Annotated in this window: 23 protein-coding genes and 1 pseudogene; 11 read left to right on the plus strand and 13 right to left on the minus strand. The window is 64.3% G+C overall.

The genetic code is table 11. The annotated features are described in order from the left end of the window. Positions 1 to 132 precede the first annotated feature (132 nt). The 3 genes from BLEFHOIH_RS11590 to BLEFHOIH_RS11600 are packed head-to-tail and all read left to right on the plus strand — an operon-like array spanning position 133 to position 1,681. Positions 133 to 891, plus strand: a complete 759-nt coding sequence (locus BLEFHOIH_RS11590) for a DNA-processing protein DprA (RefSeq protein ID WP_245296974.1) — start codon at positions 133 to 135, stop codon at positions 889 to 891. Next, positions 884 to 1,231, plus strand: a complete 348-nt coding sequence (locus tag BLEFHOIH_RS11595) for a type II toxin-antitoxin system prevent-host-death family antitoxin (RefSeq protein WP_170937114.1) — start codon at positions 884 to 886, stop codon at positions 1,229 to 1,231. The genes BLEFHOIH_RS11590 and BLEFHOIH_RS11595 overlap by 8 nt, the downstream gene beginning before the upstream one ends. A gap of 6 nt (positions 1,232 to 1,237) precedes the next feature. Next, on the plus strand, positions 1,238 to 1,681 hold the full coding sequence (locus BLEFHOIH_RS11600) for a hypothetical protein (RefSeq protein WP_088345551.1): 444 nt from the start codon (positions 1,238 to 1,240) through the stop codon (positions 1,679 to 1,681). A 13-nt stretch (positions 1,682 to 1,694) separates the two neighbouring features. Here the strand turns inward: BLEFHOIH_RS11600 and BLEFHOIH_RS11605 are convergent, their stop codons facing one another. Together BLEFHOIH_RS11605 and BLEFHOIH_RS11610 are read right to left on the minus strand one after the other, a co-directional pair. Next, positions 1,695 to 4,802 (minus strand): ATP-binding protein, encoded by a 3,108-nt coding sequence (locus BLEFHOIH_RS11605; RefSeq protein WP_088345553.1) that lies wholly within the window; start codon positions 4,800 to 4,802, stop codon positions 1,695 to 1,697. Between the two features lie 20 nt (positions 4,803 to 4,822). Continuing rightward, complete coding sequence (locus BLEFHOIH_RS11610; RefSeq protein WP_088345555.1) at positions 4,823 to 5,884, minus strand: hypothetical protein; 1,062 nt, start codon at positions 5,882 to 5,884, stop codon at positions 4,823 to 4,825. A gap of 272 nt (positions 5,885 to 6,156) precedes the next feature. Between BLEFHOIH_RS11610 and BLEFHOIH_RS11615 the strand changes: the two genes are divergently transcribed. Together BLEFHOIH_RS11615 and BLEFHOIH_RS11620 are read left to right on the plus strand one after the other, a co-directional pair. Then, on the plus strand, positions 6,157 to 6,582 hold the full coding sequence (locus BLEFHOIH_RS11615) for a DUF2147 domain-containing protein (protein WP_088345557.1): 426 nt from the start codon (positions 6,157 to 6,159) through the stop codon (positions 6,580 to 6,582). 237 nt (positions 6,583 to 6,819) lie between these two features. After that, on the plus strand, positions 6,820 to 8,160 hold the full coding sequence (locus BLEFHOIH_RS11620; RefSeq protein WP_088345559.1) for a glutamate-1-semialdehyde 2,1-aminomutase: 1,341 nt from the start codon (positions 6,820 to 6,822) through the stop codon (positions 8,158 to 8,160). 144 nt (positions 8,161 to 8,304) lie between these two features. On the opposite strand, the gene BLEFHOIH_RS11625 is transcribed toward BLEFHOIH_RS11620, so the two are convergent. The 5 genes and pseudogenes from BLEFHOIH_RS11625 to BLEFHOIH_RS25945 all read right to left on the minus strand — a co-directional run. Continuing rightward, positions 8,305 to 8,898, minus strand: a complete 594-nt coding sequence (locus tag BLEFHOIH_RS11625) for a Uma2 family endonuclease (RefSeq protein ID WP_088345561.1) — start codon at positions 8,896 to 8,898, stop codon at positions 8,305 to 8,307. A gap of 237 nt (positions 8,899 to 9,135) precedes the next feature. Continuing rightward, a complete protein-coding gene (gene rpoD, locus BLEFHOIH_RS11630) occupies positions 9,136 to 11,172 on the minus strand; it encodes an RNA polymerase sigma factor RpoD (RefSeq protein ID WP_088345563.1) in 2,037 nt (678 codons plus the stop codon). 304 nt (positions 11,173 to 11,476) lie between these two features. Beyond that, a complete protein-coding gene (gene dnaG, locus BLEFHOIH_RS11635; RefSeq protein WP_088345565.1) occupies positions 11,477 to 13,444 on the minus strand; it encodes a DNA primase in 1,968 nt (655 codons plus the stop codon). A 115-nt stretch (positions 13,445 to 13,559) separates the two neighbouring features. Next, the gene (locus tag BLEFHOIH_RS11640; RefSeq protein WP_125461668.1) at positions 13,560 to 13,928 is read right to left on the minus strand and encodes a hypothetical protein; all 369 of its coding nucleotides are present in this window, start codon (positions 13,926 to 13,928) and stop codon (positions 13,560 to 13,562) included. 30 nt (positions 13,929 to 13,958) lie between these two features. Continuing rightward, a pseudogene (locus BLEFHOIH_RS25945) lies at positions 13,959 to 14,106 on the minus strand (CoA ester lyase); the annotation flags it as partial. A 200-nt stretch (positions 14,107 to 14,306) separates the two neighbouring features. Here BLEFHOIH_RS25945 and BLEFHOIH_RS11645 point away from each other — a divergent pair. Together BLEFHOIH_RS11645 and BLEFHOIH_RS11650 are read left to right on the plus strand one after the other, a co-directional pair. Beyond that, positions 14,307 to 14,606: a BrnT family toxin gene (locus tag BLEFHOIH_RS11645; protein WP_088345569.1), complete on the plus strand. Its 300-nt coding sequence runs from the start codon at positions 14,307 to 14,309 to the stop codon at positions 14,604 to 14,606. After that, positions 14,548 to 14,856, plus strand: a complete 309-nt coding sequence (locus BLEFHOIH_RS11650) for a BrnA antitoxin family protein (protein WP_088345571.1) — start codon at positions 14,548 to 14,550, stop codon at positions 14,854 to 14,856. Before BLEFHOIH_RS11645 ends, BLEFHOIH_RS11650 begins: the two co-directional genes overlap by 59 nt. On the opposite strand, the gene BLEFHOIH_RS11655 is transcribed toward BLEFHOIH_RS11650, so the two are convergent. After that, positions 14,853 to 15,734 (minus strand): CoA ester lyase, encoded by an 882-nt coding sequence (locus BLEFHOIH_RS11655; protein WP_088345573.1) that lies wholly within the window; start codon positions 15,732 to 15,734, stop codon positions 14,853 to 14,855. The genes BLEFHOIH_RS11650 and BLEFHOIH_RS11655 overlap by 4 nt on opposite strands. 104 nt (positions 15,735 to 15,838) lie before the next feature. Here BLEFHOIH_RS11655 and pdxY point away from each other — a divergent pair, with 104 nt between their 5' ends. Together pdxY and BLEFHOIH_RS11665 are read left to right on the plus strand one after the other, a co-directional pair. Beyond that, positions 15,839 to 16,666 (plus strand): pyridoxal kinase, encoded by an 828-nt coding sequence (gene pdxY / locus BLEFHOIH_RS11660; protein WP_088345575.1) that lies wholly within the window; start codon positions 15,839 to 15,841, stop codon positions 16,664 to 16,666. A gap of 24 nt (positions 16,667 to 16,690) precedes the next feature. Next, positions 16,691 to 17,452, plus strand: coding sequence for a DUF429 domain-containing protein (locus BLEFHOIH_RS11665; protein WP_088345577.1), 762 nt, complete (start codon positions 16,691 to 16,693; stop codon positions 17,450 to 17,452). A gap of 10 nt (positions 17,453 to 17,462) precedes the next feature. Here the strand turns inward: BLEFHOIH_RS11665 and BLEFHOIH_RS11670 are convergent, their stop codons facing one another. From BLEFHOIH_RS11670 to BLEFHOIH_RS11680, 3 genes are all read right to left on the minus strand, one after another. Beyond that, positions 17,463 to 18,212, minus strand: coding sequence for a sulfite exporter TauE/SafE family protein (locus BLEFHOIH_RS11670; protein ID WP_170937115.1), 750 nt, complete (start codon positions 18,210 to 18,212; stop codon positions 17,463 to 17,465). 70 nt (positions 18,213 to 18,282) lie between these two features. Beyond that, entirely contained in the window at positions 18,283 to 19,314 is a 1,032-nt protein-coding gene (locus BLEFHOIH_RS11675; RefSeq protein WP_088345854.1) for an aspartate-semialdehyde dehydrogenase, read from the minus strand. A gap of 125 nt (positions 19,315 to 19,439) precedes the next feature. Continuing rightward, positions 19,440 to 19,817, minus strand: a complete 378-nt coding sequence (locus BLEFHOIH_RS11680) for a hypothetical protein (RefSeq protein ID WP_088345581.1) — start codon at positions 19,815 to 19,817, stop codon at positions 19,440 to 19,442. Between the two features lie 291 nt (positions 19,818 to 20,108). On the opposite strand from BLEFHOIH_RS11680, the gene BLEFHOIH_RS11685 reads away from it, so the two are divergent. Beyond that, positions 20,109 to 20,816 carry an EAL domain-containing protein gene (locus tag BLEFHOIH_RS11685; protein WP_245296975.1) on the plus strand — a complete coding sequence of 236 codons (708 nt, stop codon included), beginning with the start codon at positions 20,109 to 20,111 and terminating at the stop codon, positions 20,814 to 20,816. 12 nt (positions 20,817 to 20,828) lie between these two features. On the opposite strand, the gene BLEFHOIH_RS11690 is transcribed toward BLEFHOIH_RS11685, so the two are convergent. Then, the gene (locus BLEFHOIH_RS11690; protein ID WP_125461669.1) at positions 20,829 to 21,776 is read right to left on the minus strand and encodes a hypothetical protein; all 948 of its coding nucleotides are present in this window, start codon (positions 21,774 to 21,776) and stop codon (positions 20,829 to 20,831) included. A gap of 220 nt (positions 21,777 to 21,996) precedes the next feature. On the opposite strand from BLEFHOIH_RS11690, the gene BLEFHOIH_RS11695 reads away from it, so the two are divergent. Further along, positions 21,997 to 22,347: a hypothetical protein gene (locus tag BLEFHOIH_RS11695; protein ID WP_125461670.1), complete on the plus strand. Its 351-nt coding sequence runs from the start codon at positions 21,997 to 21,999 to the stop codon at positions 22,345 to 22,347. Positions 22,348 to 22,381: 34 nt separating this feature from the next. Here the strand turns inward: BLEFHOIH_RS11695 and BLEFHOIH_RS11700 are convergent, their stop codons facing one another. Beyond that, the gene (locus BLEFHOIH_RS11700; RefSeq protein ID WP_088345589.1) at positions 22,382 to 23,416 is read right to left on the minus strand and encodes an AbrB family transcriptional regulator; all 1,035 of its coding nucleotides are present in this window, start codon (positions 23,414 to 23,416) and stop codon (positions 22,382 to 22,384) included. Positions 23,417 to 23,501 lie beyond the last annotated feature (85 nt).

A 23,501-nucleotide genomic window follows, 5' to 3' on the forward strand; every position in this document is an offset into this window, starting at 1 on the left:
CAAGCTGATGGCGCCAAAGCGCTGCTGCCCGAACTCGGCGCCTACGAAGCTCTGTGGCTGCGGCCGGGCGCGAGTTTCAAGACGCTGGCGGAGTGCATCGGGGCCGCGCCGCGCGGGTTGCCATCCGATCTGGTGGATAGGGCGACGGCGGAGCGCCATGCCGTCGAGATCGCGCAGCGGTTCGAGCGGGCAGGGCTCCGCGATGTCGGCATGCGCCTGCACGGCGCGCCGGACTATCCGGCGAAGCTGTGCGATGCGCGCTGGCCTTTGCGCGCCTTTTATTTCCGGGGCGATTGGGAGTTGATCCATTCGCCGTCCGTCGCGGTGGTGGGCTCGCGCCAGCTTTCGCCACAGGGCGTAGCGCGGACGCGGCGGCTGGTGCGGCGGCTGGTCGAGGACGGGTTTACGATCGTCTCGGGGCTGGCGGCGGGCACCGACCGCGTCGCGCATAGGACCGCGATCGAGGCAGGCGGGCGGACGATCGCGGTGCTCGGCACGCCGATCCACAAGACCTATCCGCGGGAAAATGCCGAATTGCAGCAGGAGATCGCCGAGCGTTTCCTGGTGATCTCGCAAGTGCCGATGCTGTTCTACGAGAGCAAGGATTGGCGCACCAACCGCAGGTTCTTCCCCGAGCGCAACATCACCATGTCGGCGCTGACGGATGCCTCGATCATCGTCGAGATCGGCGAGTCGGCGGGGACGTATATCCAGTCCAAGGCGGCGCTCGATCAGGGCAGGCCGCTGTTTCTCCTGAATAATTGCTTTCAGAAGAAAGGGATTAGCTGGCCGGCCCAGTTTGAGAAGCGGGGGGCGGCGAGGGTGCGGGATTATGCGGATATCGGGGAGCGGATTGCGGGTTTGGTGCGCCGAAGGTGGCAGCATGACTGAGGCAATCATCGGGAAAGTTGAAAAACTCAGGTTTTTCGATTATCATGAATTTATGGAGAAATCAGAGTCGAATCCCCCGCGCGTCAGCTCATCGGAGTTCCTGAAGAGCTACGGCGCCCTGTCCCGACGCGCCCAGCGCGAGCCGGTAACCATCACCAATCACGGCCAGGACAGCCTCGTGCTGATCTCGGCGGAGGAGTTCAAGCGGCTGAAATCGTTGGATACGCGGCGGGCTTATTATCCGTGGGAATTGCCCGACGAATTGAAAGCGGCTCTCGACGAAGCCGAGCCGCCAGCTTGGACCGCCAAGTTCAATCACGAATTGGATGAGAAAAAATAGCGCGCCGTGTCACTTCCCGAACCTGAAACCGGCATGGTCATTCGCTACGCCTATCTTTGGCGAGCCGAGGCCGGACGGGGATTGGAAGAGGGACAAAAGGATAGGCCCTGCGCCATCGTTCTCGCCCACAGACGCCAGGAGAACGGCGATACGACCGTTGTGGTCGCTCCGATCACGCATCAACATCCGACGGGCGATCCGGATGCGATCGCGATCCCATGGGCCGTCAAACGTCGTATTGGTCTCGACGACGAGCCATCGTGGATCATCACCAATGACGTGAATAGCTTTGTCTGGCCAGGTCCGGATTTGCGGAGTGTCGACCCGAGGACGTCTGGCTCGGGATTTGTATACGGTTTCTTGCCAGAAAATCTGGCGAAACAGTTGGTAAGCGCGATCAGGATGCATATGCGGCAGGGGACATTCCGACCGGTTCAACGGACCGAATGAACGCGGTAGCGCCTTACCCCAACGTCCCCGTACCGCCCCGGTCCTCGTCCACGCGCTCTCTCGCGTAATAAGGCAGCAACTGAAAAGCCGCATAGGGCGCGTATTGCTGGTTCTGAATCAGGCCCTGGAACATCTCCTGTTTCTCCAGCAGCTCATGCACTTCCTGCGCCTGCACCCCGCTCGCCGAGCCGGTCACAGCGCGCACCACGGCCTTCTTGTGATCCGGCTGCTGGTTCTTCAGGAAGATCCGCGTCGCCAATGAACCGGCGAGATCCGGCGGCAGATCGCCCGGATATTGCGTGCCAATCGCCAAACCGACGCCGAAGGCCCGCCCCTCGCGCGCCAGATTTTCCAGATGCTTCGACGATGCCACGCGCCAAGCCTCGTCCAGCACCAGGAGCCGCGTCAGGCGTCTCGGCTGGCTGCCGCGCACCAGATAACCGTGCAGGCGAATGATGATCAGCTCCGCGAGCGCCGCCTTGATCTCGTCCGTCGGCAGCTCGAACAGCGACAGGACCAGCCGCTCGTTCAGCATGGTCTCGAACGGCACTTCCAGCTCATGCGCCTTCGGGAACAGGCCCAGCTCGAACAGCGGCGAGACGCGGTCGATCAGGCTGATCGCGGTGGTGTTGCGCTGCTCCTTCTGCTCCTCGAGGATCGAGATCACGTCATCGAAACTCGGCGCGCGGATGGTATCGACCGGCGCCCAGCGCTGAGGATCGACGCCGTGCGCTTCAAACGCCGTCTTCATCGCGTCGCGCAGCAGGGCGGCCTGCCGGTCGCCGAGGCCGAAGACGCGCTTCAAGACGCCGGTGATGGTGAAGATGTGCTCGATGGGCTGGGCCATGCCGTCATCGGCGGCGCTCGGGAATAGGGGATTGAACGGGATGCCGTGGCGGCGCACGTCATGCACGCGCAGCCCCTGCTCGGAGGTGAAGCCGCGGTCGGCATAGTCGTTCTTGAAGTCGAAGATGCAGACCGGCGCGCCGATGCCGATGACGCCGTCGATGATGACGCGCAAGGTCTGAGTCTTGCCGGAGCCGCTGTCGCCGGTCACCAGCACGCCAAAATTCAAAAGCTTCGGGTCGCTCTCGAAGGGCGCCCAGAAGATGCCTTGGCCTTCGCCCTCATTGCCGAGGAAGACCGCCGGGCCAGTCGGCATTTTCCGCAGGATGCGGGGTTTGAGCGGCTCGACCACGCGCTTGGCCTCGAGCTCGATGGCGTTCTCATCGACCGGCGCGCGATAGGGATATTGCAGCACCTCGGACAGCGAGGCGATCTGCGTCAGCGGACGCGCGCGGCGTTGCCAGTCGATGAAGCCGGGCAGGTGTTCATGCAGCGAAAAGAAATCCTTCAGCGCCCGGATGCGCTCCCAGCTTGCCGCCTCGAACTGGCGCACGACGATGGCGCCGTTTTCGCTGGCATGGTCGAGCAGCGGCCCTGCCGTGCGTCCGCCTTTCGGGAACCGCCCGCCGCGCGGCCGCACCAGCACCGGGCGCGCATCGCCGTGGCAGGTCGCCAGCACGGAGCGGATTTCATCGGCGAGCTGCGAGCCCAGATTGGCCTCGTTGCAGAGCGCCACTTCGCGCCGCTCGACGACGGTCGAATCCTTCTCCAGGTCGAAGCCGATGACATAGGTTTGCGCGCGGCCCCGGCAATCGCGGCGGGTGCGCATGGCGGTGATGCCCTCGATTTCGGGCATGGCGGCCTTGATCGCCCATTCCATCAGATCGGCCTGCTTGGAGCCGTCATTCGGCACGCCGAAAAAGGAATGCTGGGCGTAATATTTATCCCATTGCGCGTCGAAATCGAGGGTCGGGGCCTGCGGGGCAACCGGAGCCGCCGGCGTGACCGCCGCCGCCACGCCCTTGCCCGGTTTCGCGGCCACATGCGCCGGCACGGCGCTCAACACGGCTTCCGGCAGCGGGAAATCGTCCATCGACGGAATGCGATCCAGCTCGACCAGCAGCCGCTGGAATTGCTGCACATATTCCGTCACATAGCGCGAGGTCTGGCCGGCCAGCTCGTCGAGGAACCAGGGCTCGAACGGATAGAGAGGATCGCTGGCATCGGGCGCCGCGCCGCAGACGTCGAACAACAGCGCCAGCCGCCGCTCGAGCAGCGCCGTCACCTCCGGCCGCGACAGGGGCTTCAGCACCACGGGCTGCGCGCCGAGCCGCTCGATGCGGTCACGGATCGAGGCGTCGATATTTTCGGTGATCTTGGCGTAGAGCGAGGGCAGCACGGCGAAGCTCACCGCCACATTCGGCAAGGTCTCGGTAATCAGCGCGCCGCGGCTGATCGCGTGGGTGAGACGGCCCTCCCAGCCTTCCAGCTTGCTCTGTTCCAACTGGTCGAAGGCGATGAACACCGCGCCGCCGAAAGCCCCGATGATCTTCACCAGCTCTTCCAGCCGCAGCCTTCCGCATTGCTCGCTGTCGGGATTGGTGACGCGCACACCGCCGATCATCGCATCGACCGGCAGGCCGCGTAGATAGTCGAACGCCTCGTCCTCGCCGAACAGCACGCCAAGAATGGCCGCAATGGTGCCTTCGCCCGCCGGCGGAATCCGGGTCGCCCGCGCCATTCGGCTGCGGATGCCGGCCACCAGTCCCTTGAACTCGGCCTCGCTGACGGTGACGTCGCCATCGTTCGCAGCCTGCTTCAGCCGCTTGGCGACCGGTCCCGGAACCAGATCCAGCAGCGCATTGCCGAGCGCCACCAGCGGCACCGGCGAGCCTTCCGGCACCAGATAGGGCTCGCTCAGCCGCGTCACGAGGCTGCGCGTCAGCCAGGCGTCGAACTGCGATTCGGAGACGAATTCCACCATCGGCAATACGGCGGCGAAGACATCGCCATGCCGGTGCAACCCGCGCACGGCGGTCAGCAGCGTATGGGTCTTGCCGGTGCCGGTCTGGCCCTTGATCAGCAGCAGCCGCGAGGCCGGGTCGGGATTCTTCGAGCGGGCGTGATGGACGACGGAGGCGATGGCCTCGTCGGCGGTCGGGCCGATATCGGAGACGTCGAGCAGCTCTTCCTCAGCCGCGCCGGCAAGCGAAGCCACCGCGCCGAAAACGCGGAAGAACTCGGGGCTTTTGAAGGCCTCAAGGCGCGGATCCATGAGCAATAATGTCCTTTAGGCTAAATCCATTCGTTGACGATGAAGTGCCGCTCGTCGCGGCCGAAGGCGATGCGGGACCGGTCCCGCAGAGCCGTGTCCATCGGTCCCGCGATGTCGTAGCGCTCCAGATCGATCAGCCCCGCCCGCCCGGCTTCCGCGACGCTGGCCTTAAACCCGTCGAGCGAGCCGAAGTTCAGCCCGCGCGAGGTGCCGGCGTCGTAGACCTGGGCGATGGCGACGCGGCCCGCGAAAGGATCGGTGCGCAGCGTCTTGGCGAGGTCGCGGACGGTCGCCGCGAATTCGGCAAGGTCGGGCGCTGCCTTGCGCAAATCCACTTTCGGCATGGACGGCGCGGGACGCGGCGCGGCCTTGGTGATGCCGGAGCGGATCAGCGCTTCGGCGACGCCGCCGGCCGCCTCGGGCCGGAGCCCCAGCGCCTTGCGCAGGAGCACGCTCTCGGCGTCCCTGAGCGCGCCGCGTTTCAGGCCAGCGGCGCCCAGCATGACGGCCCGGCCGATGGCGTCGCGCGAAGTGTTGTGCATGGAAATCTCCGTGAAGGCGGGTTCGCACTCGGGGAGGCGGCTGGCGATCATCGCGCGCAGCAACGCAAACCGGACTTGCGGACGCGTCGGCATGGTGCCGAGCCCTGACAATCCATAGAGGCGGGCAAGGGCGGCGCATTCGAGATTTTCGCGCCGCGCCAGATAGACCCGGGCCTTCTCGGTCCGCGGATCGATGCCGAGCGCCAGGACGGGCAGCGCACGGGAGAGGATCGCCGGCCAGGAGCGGCCGATGAGCTTGCCGATCTTGCCTTCGGCGCGGGCGCGTCCGCTGTCGTCGATGCGGCAGCGCCCGCCTTTGGAGAGCCAGATCAGCCCTTCATCGCCGAGCGCCGCCAGCGCCGTCCCGAACTGGCTGGGATCGGCGTAGAGCGGCGTCAGCGCCTTTTCGACCGCATCGCGCGAGGAAGACCCATGTCCGCTAATCGCCAGAAAGGCGAGGATGGGGAGCCCGGGATCGATCGGCGACAGGCGGTCGAGATCCGGCCCGGGCAATGGCGCTTGCTGCTGCGATGTGGTCATGATCCGGGGGCGTTGGCCTTTGGCATTAAACTTTGCTTAGGGATTATTAACTATCCGATTCGCGGGCCTGTGTTGACCCGGCATTATTTCCCGTGGATTTGCCGCGACTTGATGAAGACACGTTGCTGTGGAGACACGGCAAGAGAGGACCTTGGCGGCAGCTTTACGCAAACGTCAACCAATGGTAAATTTTGGCCGTTGCGTCAGCCGGGCACCGGGGCGCAGCTAACAAAACGGCGCCGGCCCGCGGCCGGTCATTGGGAGGATGGGTTATGCGTGTGGCAGGGATGGCGCTGGGCGCCGGATTGTTGTTGATATGCGCCTCAGGTCCGAGCTTTGCGCAATCGGCCGAGGATGCGCTTGGCGTGTGGGAGAACCCGGAGAACGGCTCGCATATTCAGATCGCCAAATGCGGCGGCGGCGTCTGCGCGACGGTGGTGAAGGTCAAGGACCCCTCGCGCACCGATACGCAAAATCCCGATCCGCAGCTTCGCAAGCGGCCGATCAAGGGCATCGTCATCATGAACGGAGCGACCAAGTCGGATGCCAAGACCTGGTCCGGCAAGCTCTACAATACGCAGGACGGCCAGACCTATAGCGGCACGCTGTCGGTCGTCGACAAGAACCATGTCAAGCTGCAGGGCTGCGTCATGGGCGGGCTGGTCTGCAAGGGGCCGACCTGGAACCGGGTGCAGTAACCCCGCATTGCGACAACGCAAAATCGTGAAAGGGCCGGCCTCGTCCGGCCCTTAGCATTTTGGCGGAATAGCGTAAGATCGGCGCCGCGAGGGTTAACCCTTTCGATGTAAATCCGCCGAAGGCTCTTGCGCTCTATCAACTCCGCGCTGCAAATGTTTGGCATTTGCCAGATAATGGATATTGCAACTCGCGAGCGGCCGGCGTTTTCCGCTCCCAAGCTCAAATGAGGCACAAGCGTGAATTTGCACTCCCCGCGCTTCCCGATCTCCTCCCGGCTGCAGCAGAAGGCGCATGCGCTCATCCCCGGCGGCTCGCACACCTACGCCAAGGGCGACGATCAATATCCGATCCTGGCGCCCGGCTTCATTGCGCGCGGGCAGGGCTGCCACGTCTGGGATGCGGACGGCAATGAATATATCGAATATGGCATGGGCAACCGCGCCGTCGGCCTCGGACACGGCTTTGCCCCGGTCGTCGCGGCGGTAACGGCGGAGCTGGCGCATGGCTGCAATTTCACCCGGCCGAGCCCGATCGAAGTCGAATGCGCGGAGAGCCTGCTCGGTCTGATCGGCGGCGCCGAGATGGTGAAATTCTGCAAGAACGGCTCCGACGCGACCTCGGCGGCGGTCAAGCTCGCCCGCGCCTATACCGGCCGCGATCTCGTCGCCTATTGCGGCGACCATCCGTTTTTCTCGGTCGACGACTGGTTCATCGGCCCGACGCCGATGGGCGCCGGCGTCCCCGACGCCATCAACAAGCTGTCGGTGACCTTCCGCTATAATGACATCGAGAGCGTCAAGGCGCTGATCGCGGACTATCCGGGGCAGATTTCCTGCTTCATGCTCGAGGCGGCGCGCACCGACGACCCCAAGGACAATTTCCTGCACGAGGTCAAGCGGCTGGCGAACGAGGCCGGCGCGCTGTTCGTGCTGGACGAGATGATCACCGGCTTCCGCTGGCACAAGAACGGTGCGCAGAAGCTCTATGACATCGAGCCGGACCTCTCGACCTTCGGCAAGGCGCTGGGCAACGGCTTCTCGGTCTCGGCGCTGGCAGGAAAGCGCGAATTCATGCGGCTCGGCGGGCTCGACCATTATGACCGGCCGCGCGTGTTCCTGCTGTCCACGACGCATGGGGCTGAGACGCATGCGCTGGCAGCGGCGATCGCGACGATCAAGGTCTATCAGGAGGAGCCGGTGATCGAGCGCATGCACGCCGCCGGCGACCGGCTGCGCAAGGGCTTTGCCGAGGTGATCGCGCGGCGCGGTCTCGGCGATTATGTGTCGGTTATGGGTCGGTCGAGCTGCCTGCTCTATGGCACCAAGGACAAGGCGGGTCAGCCGAGTCAGGCCTACCGGTCGCTGTTCCTGCAAGAGGTGATCCGGCGCGGCGTCATCATGCCCTCGCTCGCCACGAGCTATTCGCATAGCGACGCGGATGTGGACCGGACCGTCGCGGCGATAGACGGCGCGCTGGATATTTACGCGCGGGCGCTGGAGGATGGGACGGAGCGGTATCTGGTCGGACGCCCGTCGCAGATGGTGCAGCGGCGGTTCAATGTGCCGGACGCGGAGTGACGGTTCGCAGCGCTGGCGGGTCCCCGCATCGTCAGCACCCCACTCGTCGCCCCGGCCTACTCGCCTTGCCGCTTGCCGCAATGTTCGTTGATAGATGATTGGGTCCCGGCTCGGCCTGCCGGCCGTCCGGGACGACGCCCGTGATCAGTTCAGATCGAGCGCCGCGAGCGTCAGCGCCAGCCCTGGCACGAGGCTCGGCACCAGTTCCTCGCCCGCCTGCCAGTCGGTGACGTCGCGGAAACCGGTCGGGGTGGGCTCGCGCATGATGCGGGTTTGCAGCCGGACCGCGTCGATCACCCAAAGCTCGGCGAGACCGAAGCCGGAATAGATGCGTGCCTTCAGGCCGGTGTCATAGGCAAGGCTGGAATCGGCGATCTCGACGATCAGCAGCGCGGTCTGCGCATTGAGCCGGGCCAAGCCGTCGGCCCGCCGGTAGACAACAATATCCGGCTCCAAATAAGTATCTTTACTGAGCCGGAAAGTCGTTTCCGGAATCAGCATGAGCTCGTCCGGCTTAGTGCGATACCAACGCTCCAAGAGGACAGCTTTCAACGCCTCATGCTGGTTTCCCTTTGGGGACATCGGGACTATCTCACCGCCGATCAGCTCAAGGCGCTCGTCCTCAGTGAGTATACCCGCTGCAGTCATTTTTTCCATCTCGGAAATAGTGAAAGTCCGGCGCGGAAGTTCCTTTGCTGAAATCTTTGTCATTTGATTGGTCGGGCGGAAGCTGTTCATGACGTTATTATGACATACCCCATCGGCGAATTATATCATAACCGCCGGGGCGCGCACCCGCTACATGGCGTTGATTATCGTTCAAACCCATGAACTTCCGCCACAGTTCCATGAGCCGGGCCAGCGAAGTCCCTGAAAATCGGGCGATTCATAGCTCTTTGCGAAGCGCCAAAAAAAATCAGCGCGCCTCCGTTCGCCGAAGCTAGGAAGGCGCGCCGATCTCTTCGGAAAAGCCGATCAATTGTCCAGGAAGCTGCGCAGCTTGCGGCTGCGGCTCGGGTGCTTCAGCTTGCGCAGCGCCTTGGCCTCGATCTGGCGGATGCGCTCGCGGGTGACGCTGAATTGCTGCCCGACCTCTTCCAGCGTGTGGTCTGTGTTCATGCCGATGCCGAAGCGCATCCGCAAAACGCGCTCCTCGCGGGCGGTGAGGCTCGCCAGCACGCGGGTCGTGGTCTCGCGCAGGTTCGACTGGATGGCCGCATCGATGGGCAGAATGGCGTTCTTGTCCTCGATGAAGTCGCCCAGATGCGAATCCTCCTCGTCGCCGATCGGCGTTTCGAGCGAGATCGGCTCCTTGGCAATCTTCAGCACCTTGCGCACCTTGTCGAGCGGCATGGCCAGCTTCTCAGCCAGCTCTTCCGGAGTCGGCTCGCGGCCGATCTCGTGCAGCATCTGGCGCGAGGTGCGCACGATCTTGTTGATCGTCTCGATCATATGCACCGGGATACGGATGGTGCGCGCCTGGTCCGCGATGGACCGGGTGATCGCCTGCCGGATCCACCACGTCGCATAGGTCGAGAATTTATAGCCGCGCCGGTACTCGAACTTATCCACCGCCTTCATCAGGCCGATATTGCCTTCCTGGATCAGGTCGAGGAATTGCAGGCCGCGATTGGTGTATTTCTTGGCGATCGAGATCACGAGGCGCAAATTCGCCTCGACCATTTCGCGCTTGGCCTCGCGGGCTTCCTTCTCGCCCTTCTGCACGATCTTGACGATGCGGCGATATTCGGAGATTTCGAGGCCCGTTTCGGACGCCAGCGCCTGGATGTCCTTGCGGATGTCCTCGACGCGCTCGCCTTCCCGGTCGATGAAATTTTTCCAGCCTTTGCCCTTAAGGCCGCGCACGCGGTCGGCCCAGTTCGGGTCGAGCTCGTTGCCCTGATATTCGCGCAAGAACTCCTCGCGCTTGACGCTGTATCCGTCGGCGAGGCGGTAGAGGCGGCCTTCGAAACCCATCAAGCGCTTGTTGATGTCGTAAAGCTGCTCGACCAGCGCTTCGATGCGGTTGGAGTTGAGCGACAGGCTCTTCACTTCGGTGATGATCTCGCCCTTGAGCTTCTTGTAGCGCTTCTCCTGCGCCGGGCTCAGCTCGTCATCATGCAGCTTGCGGTCGACCAGTTCGTCCTGCAGCTTGCGCAGCTTTTTGTAGTTCTGGGCGATGGTGTCGAAGGTCTCCAAAACCTTCGGCTTCAGCTCGGCCTCCATCGCGGCAAGCGACAAAGCGTTCTCGAATTCCTCGTCGTCGAGATCGTCCTCGCCGGGCGGGGTGGCGCCGGGCTCGGCGGCTTCGTCTTCATCATCGCCGGCAGGGGCCGCGGCAGGCGCGGGCGCCGCCGCCGGAGCGGCATGGACGCCATTGGCGCCGTTCACCGGAATCTCGGCCGCAGCCTCGGGCTCGCGCGCGAACGGTCCGGAGTAGGTTGCCTCCAGATCGATAATGTCGCGCAGGAGGATCTTGCCCTCGTTCAGCTCGTCGCGCCAGATGATGATGGCCTGGAAGGTCAGCGGGCTCTCGCAGAGCCCGGAGATCATCGCCTCGCGGCCGGCCTCGATGCGCTTGGCGATGGCGATTTCGCCCTCGCGGGAGAGCAGCTCGACCGAGCCCATCTCGCGCAGATACATGCGCACGGGATCGTCCGTCCGCTCCGTCGGCTCGGCCGCCTTTTCAGGCTTGGCGAGCGGCATGGCGGTGGTCATGGAGCGATCTTCGTCCTCGTCGTCGAGGGCGGTGGTGTCGGCTTCCTCGGCCTCGTCGGCGTCGATGACGTTGATGCCCATGTCCGAGAGCATGGACATGATGTCCTCGATCTGCTCTGAAGAGACCTCGCTGGAGGGCAGCACCTCGTTCAGCTCGTCGTAGGTCAGGTAGCCGCGCGTCTTGGCAACCTTGATGAGCTTCTTGACCGCCGCATCGGAGAGGTCGAGGAGCGGACTGTCGGTCGACTCCGTTGCCGGAGCATCTGGTTCTTCGCGTTTTGCTGTCGTTGCCATCCCATACTCCAGATGGTCGCCTGACCCGGCTTCCATGAAAACCTAGCCGCCGGTGTCCCGGCTGCCCGCTGCGGCAGCCGTCCGAACGGCGCTGTGAAGTTCTGACGTCGTGGACACAGATCCGCTCAGCCTGAGCCGACCATCGTCCGACGCAAACGATATTCCTCTAAAACCCGGTCTTTCGCAGAAGAACTGGAAACGTCGCCGCAGCAGGCTGGACCGAATCACCGCAATCGCCTCAATATGGAGCTAATGCACTTAAGTTAAATATTCTTGAAACCGTCACCGGGCGGGTGACGAAGCATTAGCCATCTTCGGATTTTCCATAATCTGATGCTGCAATTTCGACACCCTCCGTGCTCCAGACTTGCCTGGAGAGGTCTTGCAGCCTCAGATAGTTCTCTTCCGATTGGTCGATTTCGTATGCGCGTCCGGCCGACTCCAGCTCCCGTTTCAACTCAACTGCCTTGCGGTGCAGCGCCAGCCTGTGACGCCAGCCTATCAAAACGCTCTCATGTGAGGCGTGAGGCTGCGTGTTCCAATCGCTGTTGTGCGTGATGGCGTGCTCAACCCGGGCCAAAAGACGAGAATGGCCCAATTTCCCCAATTGATGGCTTAGAGTGTCCTTGTCAAGAGGGTTTTGCTCCGTATGCACGGATAGGATGCAATCGCGCAACGTCTGTAGCGCATCGGCCTCAAATTGGATAGCGGCAACTTCCTCGCTATAATCGTCAAGTAACCAGGGATGGTTCAAAAGCGTCGTGACGATTAACGCCTCGCGATGCGGCAGCGAGCTGTCGGTGGCGCGGATCATCGCGCTTTCGGCGAGGCTTGCCGTCGCGCTTTGATCGACAAACGGCTGGTAACCTCCGCGTTTCGAGCCGGTGAAGCCGCCCGACTGGCGGGACGATTGGCCGGGCTTTGCTCCAAAACGGTTCGCTCCGCGCTGCGGGCCTTTTCCTTGGCCGCCCGCAGAAAAATCGCGCCGCGGCTGCTGGCCATAGCCGCTGAACTGGTCGCGCAGCCGCCGCCTGACCTCTTGAGCGTAATATTGCCGGACGGTCTTGTCGGCGATGGTCTCGATCAGCTCATTCAGCCGGGTCTCGAACCGGGCGCGCCGCTCCGGCGTCGTCCATTGCTCGGCGGAGAATTCCTTAGCCCAGAGCACTTCGACCAGGGGCTTCGGCGTCCTGAGCGCCGCGGCGACGCCTTCGGGGCCCTGCTGGCGCAGCAGATCGTCCGGGTCTAGCCCGTCCGGCAGGAAGGCGAAGGCGAGGCTTTTGCCGGGCGTCAGCAGCGGCAGGGCGGTTTCCACAGCCCGGTGCGCGGCCTTGATGCCGGCAGCGTCGCCGTCGAAGCACAGGAGCGGCTCGTCCGCCATCCGCCAGAGCAGCTTGATCTGGTCCGGCGTCAGCGCGGTGCCGAGCGGGGCGACGGCATTGGCGAAACCGGCGCGGGCGAGGGCGATCACGTCCATATAGCCCTCGGCGACGATAACGCCGCCGTCCGTATGCGCCGCCTGCCGGGCGATGGCCGCATTGAACAGCACCGAGCCCTTGTGGAAGAGCGGCGTTTCCGGCGAATTCAGATATTTCGGCTGCTGCTCCGCGGCAAGCGCCCGGCCGCCAAAGGCGATGACCTCGCCGCGCGGATCGGTGATCGGGAAGATCAGCCGGTTGCGGAAGCGATCATAGCTGACGGGGATGTCGTCGCCCGCGATCAGCATGCCCGAGGCCGCCATGTCGTCCGGGGCAAAGCCTTGCGCCGCCAGATGCTCCTTGAGCTGGTGCCGTCCCTGCGGCGCATAGCCGAGCCGGAAGCGCTCGATGTCCTCGCGCCCGAGCCCGCGCCGGTCGAGATAGGCGCGCGCGTCGCGCCCCTCCGGACTGGCCAGCATCTTCTGGAAATAGGCGCCGGACGCCGCCGTGATCTTCCTCAGGCGGACGACGAGTTCCTCCCGCGCCTCGGCCTGCGGCGTCGATTTCGGCATCTCGACGCCCGCTTCCCCCGCAAGCTGCTCGACCGCCTCGGGAAAGCTCAGCCCCTCGACCTTCATCAGGAATTTGAAGATGTCGCCGTGCTCGCCGGTGGCGAAGCAATGGTAGAAGCCCTTTTGATCGTTGACCGTGAAGGAAGGGGTCTTTTCCTGCTTGAACGGCGACAGCCCGGCAAATTCCCGCCCCTGCCGCTTCAGCTTGACGCGCCGCCCGATCACCTGGCTGGCCGGCAGCCGGGCGCGGATTTCGTCGAGCAGGGATGGCGGGAAGCGCATTCAGGCGTCCTTATATGTGCGGGGCAGAGCTTAAGCGATTCGAATTGCGCACAGGCCGCCCTGTCCCGCATGCGAGAAAAATGTGGATAAGAATAAGGAAAAGCCGGACGGCCGGTCAGGCCGGCTTGCCGCAGAGCCTTGCGCTGGCGCGGCATTTCTGCTCTCGGCCGATCGCGCCGCCGAAGTCGATATAGTCCTCGCAGGTCACCGTACGGTCCTGCACGAGGAAGGCTTTCAGTCCGCGGCTCGCGAGCGTGTCCTTGGCCTCGTTGATGGCGAGATCCAGATTGCCCTGTACGAAGGTGGTGACGTTGTCGAGCCCGAAGCCGACCGCGACGGCCTGCACGGGCTCGCAGATCCGGGCCTCTTCGGTGCGCGCCGGCTTGCGGGGCGCGGGCCGGTACGCCTTGGGCTGTGCAAGGCTGGTGCCTGCCGCGATGACGGCGAAGGCGCAGATCGGCAGGCAGACTCTGGCTGTACGCAACATGATTCCCCCAACTCAAGGCCCGTTCGGCTAGCCCCGCGCGGCGATCGCATCGGCGATGGCGACGGTCCGCTCGGCGATCCCGGCGTGCATCAGCTCCACCATCCGCCCGTCGAGGCTGATTACCCCCTTACCCAAATTCTCAGGCAAAGCAAAGGCTGCGATGAATCCGACGTGCTTGCTGCGGCGTCAATACACATGTATATACAAATGTCCGCCCGACGTAGGGCGGTTCGCGTATCAGTATGCGGTCCGATAATCACGTCGATTGAAGGAAATATAATTGCAGCACAAGAGCCAGCCATCGGCGTGCGCCCGCACGCTATGGCCACAACCGGCAAGGGAGCGGATGGCGATTGCATCCGCTGGTGCAAAGCAATGTTATTCGAATATTTCGAATGGGACGAGGGCAAGCGACGTAAAAATCTTGCCGCGCATAAAATAGATTTTGAAGATGTTCATGGCGTTTTTGAGGGTCCGTTTCTTTCCAAACGATCTGATCGCGACGGCGAAGAACGTTGGCTCGCAATCGGATGCCTGGGCAGTCAGATCGTTGCGGTCGTCTACACGATGAGAGCGGACCGCTGCCGTATAATTTCGGCGCGAAAGGCACGCACAAATGAAGGAGAAGCCTATTACCAAGCGATCAAAGGAGAAGCCTCGCCAAGGGAAAACTGACTGGGAGGCACTTGATCGTCTGAGCGACGACGACATCGCTGCGGCCGTCGAAGGCGACGCCGATGCGATGCCGCTGGATATTGATTGGTCGGGCGCCGAACTTAAGGTTCCGCCGCCTAAAAAAGCCATCAGCATCCGTCTGGACGAGGATATCGTCGACTATTTCAGGAAGACCGGGCCGGGTTATCAGACCCGGATCAATGCGGTTCTGAGGCATTATCTAGAACGGCGGCGCGGGAAAACCCTCTAAGCGTTCTCCCGCGCGGCGATCGCATCGGCGATGGCGACCGTCCGCTCGGCGATCTCGGCGTGCATCAGCTCCACCATCCGCCCGTCGAGACTGATCACCCCCTTACCCAAATTCTCGGGCAAAGCAAAGGCTGCGATGATTTTCCGGGCGCTCTCGACCTCCTCGGCGGAAGGGCTGAACACCGCGTTGCAGGGCTCGATCTGGCTGGGGTGGATGAGCGTCTTGCCGTCCATGCCGAGCAGGCGACCCTGCTCCAGCTCGGCCCGCAGGCCCGCTTCGTCGCCGATGCCGTTGAAGACGCCGTCGAGCACTTCGATGCCGTAGGCGCGGCCCGCCGCGATGCAGGTCGACAGCCAGCTCAGCATGCCGATGCGGCCGCCAGCGAGCGAAGCGCGGGTTTCCTTGGCGATGTCGTTGGTGCCCATGACGAAGGCCACGAGCGGATAGGTGCCGGGACCGGCGGCGGCGATGGCGGCGGCGTTGAGGATGGCGAGCGGCGTCTCCATCATCGCCCAGAGCGGCTGGGACGGGGCAACGCCTGCCCCTTGCAGCACCGCGCGCACGGCCTCCAGATCGGCCGCCGCCTGGACTTTCGGCAGCAGGATGGCGTCGGCTCCGGCGATAGCGGCGGCCTTCAGATCGGCCTCGCCCCAAGGGGTCGCCAGCCCGTTGACCCGGATCACGATCTCGCGCCCGCCGTAGCCGCCGCCCTTCACCGCCGCGACGACCTGCTCGCGCGCCGCCTCTTTCGCCTCCGGCGCCACGGCATCTTCAAGGTCCAGAATCAGGGCATCGGCCGGGAGGGTCTTGGCTTTTTCGAGCGCGCGCGCATTGGAGCCGGGCATGTACAGGACGCTGCGGCGGGGGCGAATGGTCATGTTTTACCCTTGAGTTTGGGAGCTCTGGAGGTAGTGTCGGCGTTGCTACTCAAAATAGCTGAGGCACCCCGGCCGCAAAAGGCCCGATTGCAGAAAGCCCCCCGATGCCGACCATTCTCAGCCTGTCCTCGCAAGTTGCACGCGGCCATGTCGGCCATTCGGCGGCGGTGTTCGCCTGGCAAAGGCTCGGGCTCGAGGTCGTGGCCCTGCCGACCATCATTTTGTCCAACCGTCCCGACTATCCGCACCGGGCGGGCGAGCGCGTCCGGCCTGAGCTTCTGGGCGAGATGATCGAGGCGCTGGACGCCAATGGCTGGCTCGGCGGGATCGACGCGGTGTTCACCGGCTATCTGCCGAGCGCGGCGCACGTGGAGGTGGCGCGGGCGCTGGTCGAACGGCTGCGAGCGGCGAAGCCTGGGCTGTTCTATTGCTGCGACCCGATTATCGGCGACGAGCCGGGCGGGCTCTACATCGCCGAGGACGCCGCCAAGGCGATCCGCAGCGAACTCCTGCCGCTCGCCGATCTGATCACGCCGAACCGCTTCGAACTGGGGTGGCTGACGGGGCAGGGCGTCGCGACGCGCGATGAAGTGCTGGCGGCGGCGGCCACTGCCGGCGCCATGGTGCTGGCGACCTCGGTGCCGGGCGAGACCGAAGCCGAGCTCATCAATCTGCTGGCGGCGGGCGGCCATGCCTGGCGCTGCGCCGTCGCCCGGCGCGATGAGGTGCCGCATGGGACGGGCGATCTGCTGGCGGCGTTCATGCTGGCCTATCTCATGCGCTCGCGCACGCCGCCGGATGCCCTGTCCATGGCGACGGGCGGGCTGGAGGCAGTGATCGACGCCAGCATCGGCGAAGAGGAGCTGAACCTCATCGGCGCACAGGACCGCTGGGCGTTGCCCGCGCCCTGGCCCGTCGAGCCCGTCGCGTGATCTCGTTCTTACATTGAGAGCGGGATGACGAGCGGAAAACCGGTTCCCACTTTTCCTTATCCCGCTCTTGTCGCCGGCGTCGACGGCTGCCGCGCGGGCTGGGTCTGCGTGCTGGCCGATGCGGAGACGGGCGCGCCGCGCGAGGCGTTTATCGCCAGGCACATTGCCGAGATCGCCGCGCTGGAGGGCGTCGTGCGGATCGCCATCGACATCCCGATCGGCATCCCGGATTTTGCGCGCAGCGGCGGGCGCGGCTGCGATACGGCCTTGCGCCGAAACCTTGGCGAGCGGCAATCGTCGGTCTTCACCGTGCCCGCCCGCGCCGCCTTGGCCGAGGCCGATTATTGGCGCGCCTGCGATGCCGCCGCCGCCCATTCGGATCCGCCGCGCAAGGTCTCCAAGCAGTGCTTCCACATCTTCCCGAAAATCCGCGAGGTGGATGCGCTGATGCGGCCGGAATTGCAGGCGCGGATCGTCGAATGCCATCCGGAAGGCGCGTTCTGGGCGATGAACGGGATGCGGCCGCTGACCGAGCCGAAGAAGGTCAAGTCGCGCGGCTATCCGGCGGGGCTGGCATTGCGGCGAGGGCTGCTGCAGGCGGCCGGCTATCCGGCGGAGTTCCTGAGCGCGCGCCGCTTCCGCGCCGCCGAGGCCGGGGAGGACGATATGCTCGACGCCTGCGCCTGCGCCTGGACGGCGCGCCGCGTTCTGCGCGGCGAGGCGCGCAGGTTCCCGGATGAGCCGCTGCTGGATCCGAAGGGATTGCGGATGGAGATCTGGGCGTGAGCGGCGCGGCTTAGAAGAAAATACAGGTCACGAAAGTATAAGTGCCCAGCAAAACCAGGCATACGAAGAAGATTTTCCGGAATTGTCCTTCCGGCAATCGCTGCCGGAAGAGCTGCCCGCCATAATAGCCCAGCATCGCCGGGATCAGCGCCAGCCCCGACAGCAGGGCGTGCGTCCCCGTCATGACGCTGTGCCCCGTCAACGAGACGCCCAGCGACATGCTGGCGACGAGAAACAGGATGCCCATCGCCTGGATCAGCTCGTCGCGGCTGAGGCGGAGGGCTTCCAGATACAAGGTGCCGGGGATGATGTACGACCCCGTCAGGCCGTTGACGATGCCGTTCAGGAAGCCGATCACCGGAGACAGCCAGACTTCCGCGCGCCCAGGCGGCGGCGGGGCAGGGCGCAATAGGCCCGCCAAGGCGTAAAGCGTCAGGATGGCGCCGAAAATGCCGCTCATCAGCCGCTGGTTGCTCGACGCCAGCACTTCCACGCCGAACCAGGTGCCGACGCATAGCATCGCCAGCAACGGCCAGAAGCGCTTGACCAGCGCCACGCCGCGCCCGCCGTCGAGCGCCTGCCAGATATTGGTCGCGATGGCCGGGATGACGACCAGGGGAATCGCGTCGCGCGGCTCGATGGCGTTGATCAGCACCGCGATGGCGACGGTCGGCAGGCCGACGCCGACCAGCCCCTTGATGCCGCCCGCGAGCAGGAACGCGCCCAGCACGAGGGCGAGCAGTGAGGGAGTGAATTCCACGGGAAGATGACGCTGACTTGGGGCGGGGAAGCCGCGCCGCAGGCATATGGCCCGCCGCGCGGAAAAGCGATCAGGCGGCTTCGCGCGCCTTCAGCAACTGCCGGTTGATGATGAGCTCGGCGATCTGCACCGTGTTGAGCGAGGCCCCTTTGCGCAGATTATCCGACACGATCCACAGCGACAGGCCGTTCTCCACGGTCTGGTCCTCGCGGATGCGCGAGACATAGGTGGCGTAGTCGCCGACGCATTCGACCGGCGTCACGTAGCCGCCGTCCTCCTGCTTGTCGACCACCAGCACGCCCGGCGCCTCGCGCAGGATGTCGCGCGCTTCCTGGGCCGAGATCGGCTTCTCGAACTCGATATTGACCGCTTCGGAATGGCCGACGAACACCGGCACGCGAACGCAGGTCGCCGTCAGCTTGATTTTCGGGTCGAGGATCTTCTTGGTCTCGACCATCATCTTCCATTCCTCGCGCGTCGAGCCGTCTTCCATGAAGCGGTCGATATGCGGGATGACGTTGAAGGCGATCTGCTTGGTGAAGACTTCCGCGGTGGGCGGATCGGTGACGAAGATGCCCTTGGTCTGCGTCCACAGCTCGTCCATCGCATCCTTGCCCGCGCCCGACACCGACTGATAGGTGGCGACGACCACGCGCTTGATGACGGCGGCGTCATGCAGCGGCTTCAGCGCGACGACGAGTTGTGCGGTCGAGCAGTTCGGATTGGCGATGATGTTCTTCTTGCGGAAGCCGGCGACGGCATCGGCATTCACCTCCGGCACGATCAGCGGCACGTCCATGTCGTAGCGCCATGCGGAGGAATTATCGATGACGACGCAGCCGGTCGCGGCGATGCGCGGCGCCCATTCCTTCGAAATGTCTCCGCCCGCCGACAAGAGCGCGAAGTCGCATTGCGAGAAGTCGAAGGTCTCCAGATCTTTGCATTTGAGCGTTTTGTCGCCGAAAGACACCTCGAGCCCCTGCGACCGGCGCGAGGCGATGGCAAACACCTCCTTGGCCGGAAATTCGCGTTCGGCCAGGATATTCAGCATTTCGCGGCCCACATTGCCCGTGGCGCCGACGACGGCGACATTGTAGCTCATTTTAAAATTCTTCCTGAGTTTTACGAACGGGGCTTTGTACGCCTCATAGATGGTGTTGTCCATTGGCTGGGCAAGGCGGATCATGCGGCCGGTTGCGCGGAACATCCCGTCGGCGGCGGTCAGGCCTATTGCTTCCGGGTGGGGCCGAAGTCGCTGCCGGCTCGTCCGGTCCACCTGCCCGTTTTCAGGCACGCCGCCTTTCTCGCATCGCAGCCTTTCGCGCCATTCCCGGCGCTGAGGCATCGCTGATGGCGCTCCGAGCAGGTTGGCACGGGATCGCCCTCGCATTGAGGCCCCATCTGCCTGAAATTGTAGCAGCCGCTCTGCTGACAGAGGCCGATGCGGCCCGCGCAGGTGTCGTTGCACGTCGCCTTGGACACGCCGGTTGGGCAAGTGGTCCGGCACACCTTATGCCAGCGGGCGCAAAACTCGGCGCGGCTCTCGGCTTTAGCCAAGACACAGCAGAAGACGAGCGCCAGCACGAGGAAGACAATGCGCTGCATCACACCCTCCCCAGTCAGTCATTGATCCTTCTACGGGGCACCATAAATTCCGACCCTGAGCAATAGCACAGTTGTTCGTCGAGAAATGTGGTGTCCATCCGATAGGGCAGGAAGAATTTGTTGCGGCGAACCATATCTCGGCCGGCGTTGGGCCGTCCATTCGGGGCTTCCCGGAGGCGGGCGGATCTACACGGACTCTTCATGTCCGGTGCCTAGGATAACGCCGCGGTGCGTTGGAGATGGGTTGCTGAAATGAGTTGCGTCGGCTGCCGTGACGGTGTTGGGTTCGACATGCCCATCACCATGGCCTTTCAGCCCATCGTCAATGTGGAGGCGCAGCAAATCTTCGGCCATGAGGCGCTGGTGCGCGGGCCGGACGGGCAGGGCGCGGGCTATGTGCTTGAGCAAGTCTCCGATGACAACCGCTATGCTTTCGATCAGCTCTGCCGGACCACCGCCATCGAGCTTGCCGCCAAGCTCGACATTTCCGGGCGCGGCGAGTGCGTCTCGATCAACTTTCTCCCCAACGCTGTCTACGAGCCGACCGCCTGCATTCAACTGACGCTTGCTGCCGCCTTGCGCACGGGTTTCCCCCTCGACCGCATCATCTTCGAATTCACCGAGAGCGAAAGCTACGAGCCGGCCCATATTCTCAATATCCTGCAGTCCTACCGGGCGCAGGGGCTGAAAACGGCGATCGACGATTTCGGCGCCGGCTATGCGGGGCTTGGCCTCCTCACCAAGTTCCAGCCTGATCTGGTCAAGCTGGATATGGAGCTGATCCGCGACATCGACACCAACAGCGTGAAGCGGACCGTGGTCAAGAACACGCTCGCCATGCTGCGCGACCTCGGCATCAACACGATTTGCGAGGGCGTCGAGACGATCGGCGAATATGACGTGCTGCGCGATCTGGATGTTTGCCTGATGCAGGGCTTTTTGTTCGCCCGGCCCGCTTTGTCGAGCCTGGCCATTCCGGCATGGCCGGACCACGCATAGCGCGGCATTCCGTCAATATCGCCAAAAACTTCTTTCCTGGGGCGTCGGCCATTTGCATCCCGGCATCAGGCACCTTTTCGGCGTCCCCGGCTGGGCGGCGGAGCGCTTTGCCCAAAGCGGGTGCGAGGGGTCCTGGAGGACGCGCGAGGGGAGCGCCGCGGTGACCGTCGGCTTGCTGGGGGGCGATGGCTCGGCCTCCACCGGCTCCGGGAGAGACGCCGTCGCTTGCTCCGAAATGTCCGGCATGGCGCTTGGCGCCGGGGTCGGCTCGCGGCTCATCGGCTCCGATCCGGCCCTATGGTCAGGTGGAGATTTCACAAGTGGCGGCGCGGCGGGTTCCAATGAGGCGAGTTCGGCCTCCGGAGGCAGCAAGGGCGCCTTCTCCGGCAGCGGCGGCAGCAATGCCGGCGGCGGAGCAAGACGGGGCGGCCCCGCCAGCGCGGCCGCGAGGGCGGGCAGCCCGTCCCCCTGTCTCGGCGACACGGCCGGCTCGGCTTGCGGCAGCGGCTCAAAAGGCTGGACGAACGGCACAACCGTGATCGTCTTGACCTCCCGGAAACGCTTCGGTGCCTGCGCCCTCAGTGTTTCAACGGCCCATTCCTGGCAGAGGTCCGCCGGCGTGGTGCGAAACAGCTCGGCCACACTGGCAATGTCGCGCCGGCGCCCGATGTCCCAGAAACCGTCCTCGCCGGCCTGCTGGGCGCGCTCGCCCTGCTCACGGTCGAAGGTCTCGCTCGAGGGCAGCTCGCGCAAGGTGGTCTCGACGGCCGTGATGGCCTGGTCGGCGATGGTCGGCTCGAGCAACCGCTTGGTCCGGCAATAGCGGATCAGCCCGATCTTGTTGCGCCCGGCCTCGTAGACAATATCGTTTTCGTTGAACTGCTGGGCCCAAACTCTGTGCGAGGGAAGAAAGCAGAATGTCAGCCCAAGCAGCATAAAGAGTGATGGGAGTTGGAACATACGCACCTCACCGCAGGTGGCATATTTGTATACAAACTTGCGGCGCCATGATGGCGAAATCGCGACGCTTCATGGCATGTGGTTCATACGCATGACGAAAAGCGGTCAGGCGAGCGCCCGGATTGCGACCGCGATTGTGCGAAAAATGCCTATCTGTCAACACAGTAAAGGCACGAAATAATCGTTAGCTGGCGCGTTGGGGTTTTTGGCGGAGGCCGGGGTGCGCTGGGCTAATCGATTATGCTGCTGTCTGTTCCTGGCTTTCGTCGTCGCGGGCGCCGGCGCGCCGCTTCACGCGACCGACCTGAAGTCACCCCATAAAACCTATCCGGACGAACGGCTCAACGCGGACGACGGGCCGACGGCGGACGATGTGGTGGAGTTCTGCTACGGCCAGCGCCGGATCTGCCGCAAGGTCTGCTATCTCCGCTTCCGCGACGACCTGATTGGCTGCCCACAATCCTGCGACAGCCGCGTGTCCCGTTGCGCCACCACAGGCTGCTACAGGTGGTCGGAGGCCGAAATCATCATCGCCGGCCGGTTCGGGGGCTATCAATGCCCTTCGAGATAGGTCGGGCAAGGGCGGCCGGTGCGGTCCGCCTTGGTCAGATCGCCGGATCGCGCAGGTAATATTTCACGATCACCGGCAAGAGCAGCGACAGGCCGAGAAAGCGCACCAATTGATGGGTGGCGACGAAGGCCGGGTCCAGCCCGAGCACGAAGGCGAGGATGGTCATCGCCTCGATGCCGCCGGGCGCGAAGGCGACGATGACCTGTCCGAAGGGCAGGCCGAGCGTCGAGGCGACCACCACGGCGCCGACGGCTGAGATCAGCAGGGCGATCAGAAACGATCCCATGGACGGCACGAAGGCCTGCAGCAGGAAGCTGATGCGCGTGCCGATGAAGCGGACGCCGATGGTGCAGCCGAGCAGGAGCTGGCAGGGGATGAGGAAGCCGGGCGGCATCGAGCCGACCAGCCCGCCGGACAGATGCAGGATAGCGCCGCTGACCATGCCGCCGAACAGCATGCCGGCCGGAAAATTGCGCTTCTCCAGGAGATAGCCGATGACGCCGCCGACGGCCGCTTCGACCAGCACGCCGAGATAGCCGCTGACCTGCGGCACCGGGAGGCGATCGGCGGCGACGGACAGGGTGATGAGCGAAGGCAGGACGGCGAGCAGCGCCACGATGCGCAGCATCTGCGCCACCACCACCAGCCGCGTATCGGCCGAGGAGCGCAGCGACATCGCCACCACATAGGAGAGCGCGCCGGGGACGGAGGCGAACAGGGCGGTCGCGCGGCTCCATTTGCCGTAGAGGATGAGAAACGCCGCCGACCCCAGGATGACGAAGACCACCGTCACGCCGAGGATGCCGATGCTGATCGGCCAGCGCGCCACATTCTCCATGATCGCCGGCGTGAAGCCCGAGCCGATCGAGACGCCGAGCATCAGGAACACCACCTGCCGGACGATGACGGGCATGTAGACCGGCAGCCCGGCGAGCGCCAGCGCGGAGACCGTCAACATGCTGCCGGTCAGCCATGCGGCGGGCGTGCCGAGCGCGTGCAGAGACAGCGAGCCCGCGACCCCGGCCGCGAGCGTGAAGGCGACATGGCGCGCCTTTTCCCAAGAGATCATGAAGAAGGTACTTTCGCCGGCCCGACCAGCCGCATGATGGAACCCGTGCCGGACCGGCAAGCGGATGCCGGTGAAAGGCTTTCCA

The sequence above is a fragment of the Rhodomicrobium sp. R_RK_3 genome (genome assembly GCF_002198715.1).
Taxonomy (GTDB): Bacteria; Pseudomonadota; Alphaproteobacteria; order Rhizobiales; family Rhodomicrobiaceae; genus R-RK-3.

What these genes read in the sequence shown, in the direction of transcription:
- BLEFHOIH_RS11615 (WP_088345557.1), top strand. Translation starts at nt 6,157, where the DNA reads ATGCGTGTGGCAGGGATGGCGCTGGGCGCCGGATTGTTGTTGATATGC.
- BLEFHOIH_RS11665 (WP_088345577.1), top strand. Translation starts at nt 16,691, where the DNA reads ATGACGAGCGGAAAACCGGTTCCCACTTTTCCTTATCCCGCTCTTGTC.
- BLEFHOIH_RS11605 (WP_088345553.1), bottom strand. Translation starts at nt 4,802, where the DNA reads ATGGATCCGCGCCTTGAGGCCTTCAAAAGCCCCGAGTTCTTCCGCGTT.
- BLEFHOIH_RS11625 (WP_088345561.1), bottom strand. Translation starts at nt 8,898, where the DNA reads ATGAACAGCTTCCGCCCGACCAATCAAATGACAAAGATTTCAGCAAAG.
- BLEFHOIH_RS11690 (WP_125461669.1), bottom strand. Translation starts at nt 21,776, where the DNA reads ATGTTCCAACTCCCATCACTCTTTATGCTGCTTGGGCTGACATTCTGC.
- BLEFHOIH_RS11685 (WP_245296975.1), top strand. Translation starts at nt 20,109, where the DNA reads ATGCCCATCACCATGGCCTTTCAGCCCATCGTCAATGTGGAGGCGCAG.
- dnaG (WP_088345565.1), bottom strand. Translation starts at nt 13,444, where the DNA reads ATGCGCTTCCCGCCATCCCTGCTCGACGAAATCCGCGCCCGGCTGCCG.
- BLEFHOIH_RS11655 (WP_088345573.1), bottom strand. Translation starts at nt 15,734, where the DNA reads ATGACCATTCGCCCCCGCCGCAGCGTCCTGTACATGCCCGGCTCCAAT.
- BLEFHOIH_RS11650 (WP_088345571.1), top strand. Translation starts at nt 14,548, where the DNA reads ATGAAGGAGAAGCCTATTACCAAGCGATCAAAGGAGAAGCCTCGCCAA.
- BLEFHOIH_RS11645 (WP_088345569.1), top strand. Translation starts at nt 14,307, where the DNA reads ATGTTATTCGAATATTTCGAATGGGACGAGGGCAAGCGACGTAAAAAT.
- BLEFHOIH_RS11610 (WP_088345555.1), bottom strand. Translation starts at nt 5,884, where the DNA reads ATGACCACATCGCAGCAGCAAGCGCCATTGCCCGGGCCGGATCTCGAC.
- pdxY (WP_088345575.1), top strand. Translation starts at nt 15,839, where the DNA reads ATGCCGACCATTCTCAGCCTGTCCTCGCAAGTTGCACGCGGCCATGTC.
- BLEFHOIH_RS11700 (WP_088345589.1), bottom strand. Translation starts at nt 23,416, where the DNA reads ATGATCTCTTGGGAAAAGGCGCGCCATGTCGCCTTCACGCTCGCGGCC.
- BLEFHOIH_RS11680 (WP_088345581.1), bottom strand. Translation starts at nt 19,817, where the DNA reads ATGCAGCGCATTGTCTTCCTCGTGCTGGCGCTCGTCTTCTGCTGTGTC.
- rpoD (WP_088345563.1), bottom strand. Translation starts at nt 11,172, where the DNA reads ATGGCAACGACAGCAAAACGCGAAGAACCAGATGCTCCGGCAACGGAG.
- BLEFHOIH_RS11595 (WP_170937114.1), top strand. Translation starts at nt 884, where the DNA reads ATGACTGAGGCAATCATCGGGAAAGTTGAAAAACTCAGGTTTTTCGAT.
- BLEFHOIH_RS11675 (WP_088345854.1), bottom strand. Translation starts at nt 19,314, where the DNA reads ATGAGCTACAATGTCGCCGTCGTCGGCGCCACGGGCAATGTGGGCCGC.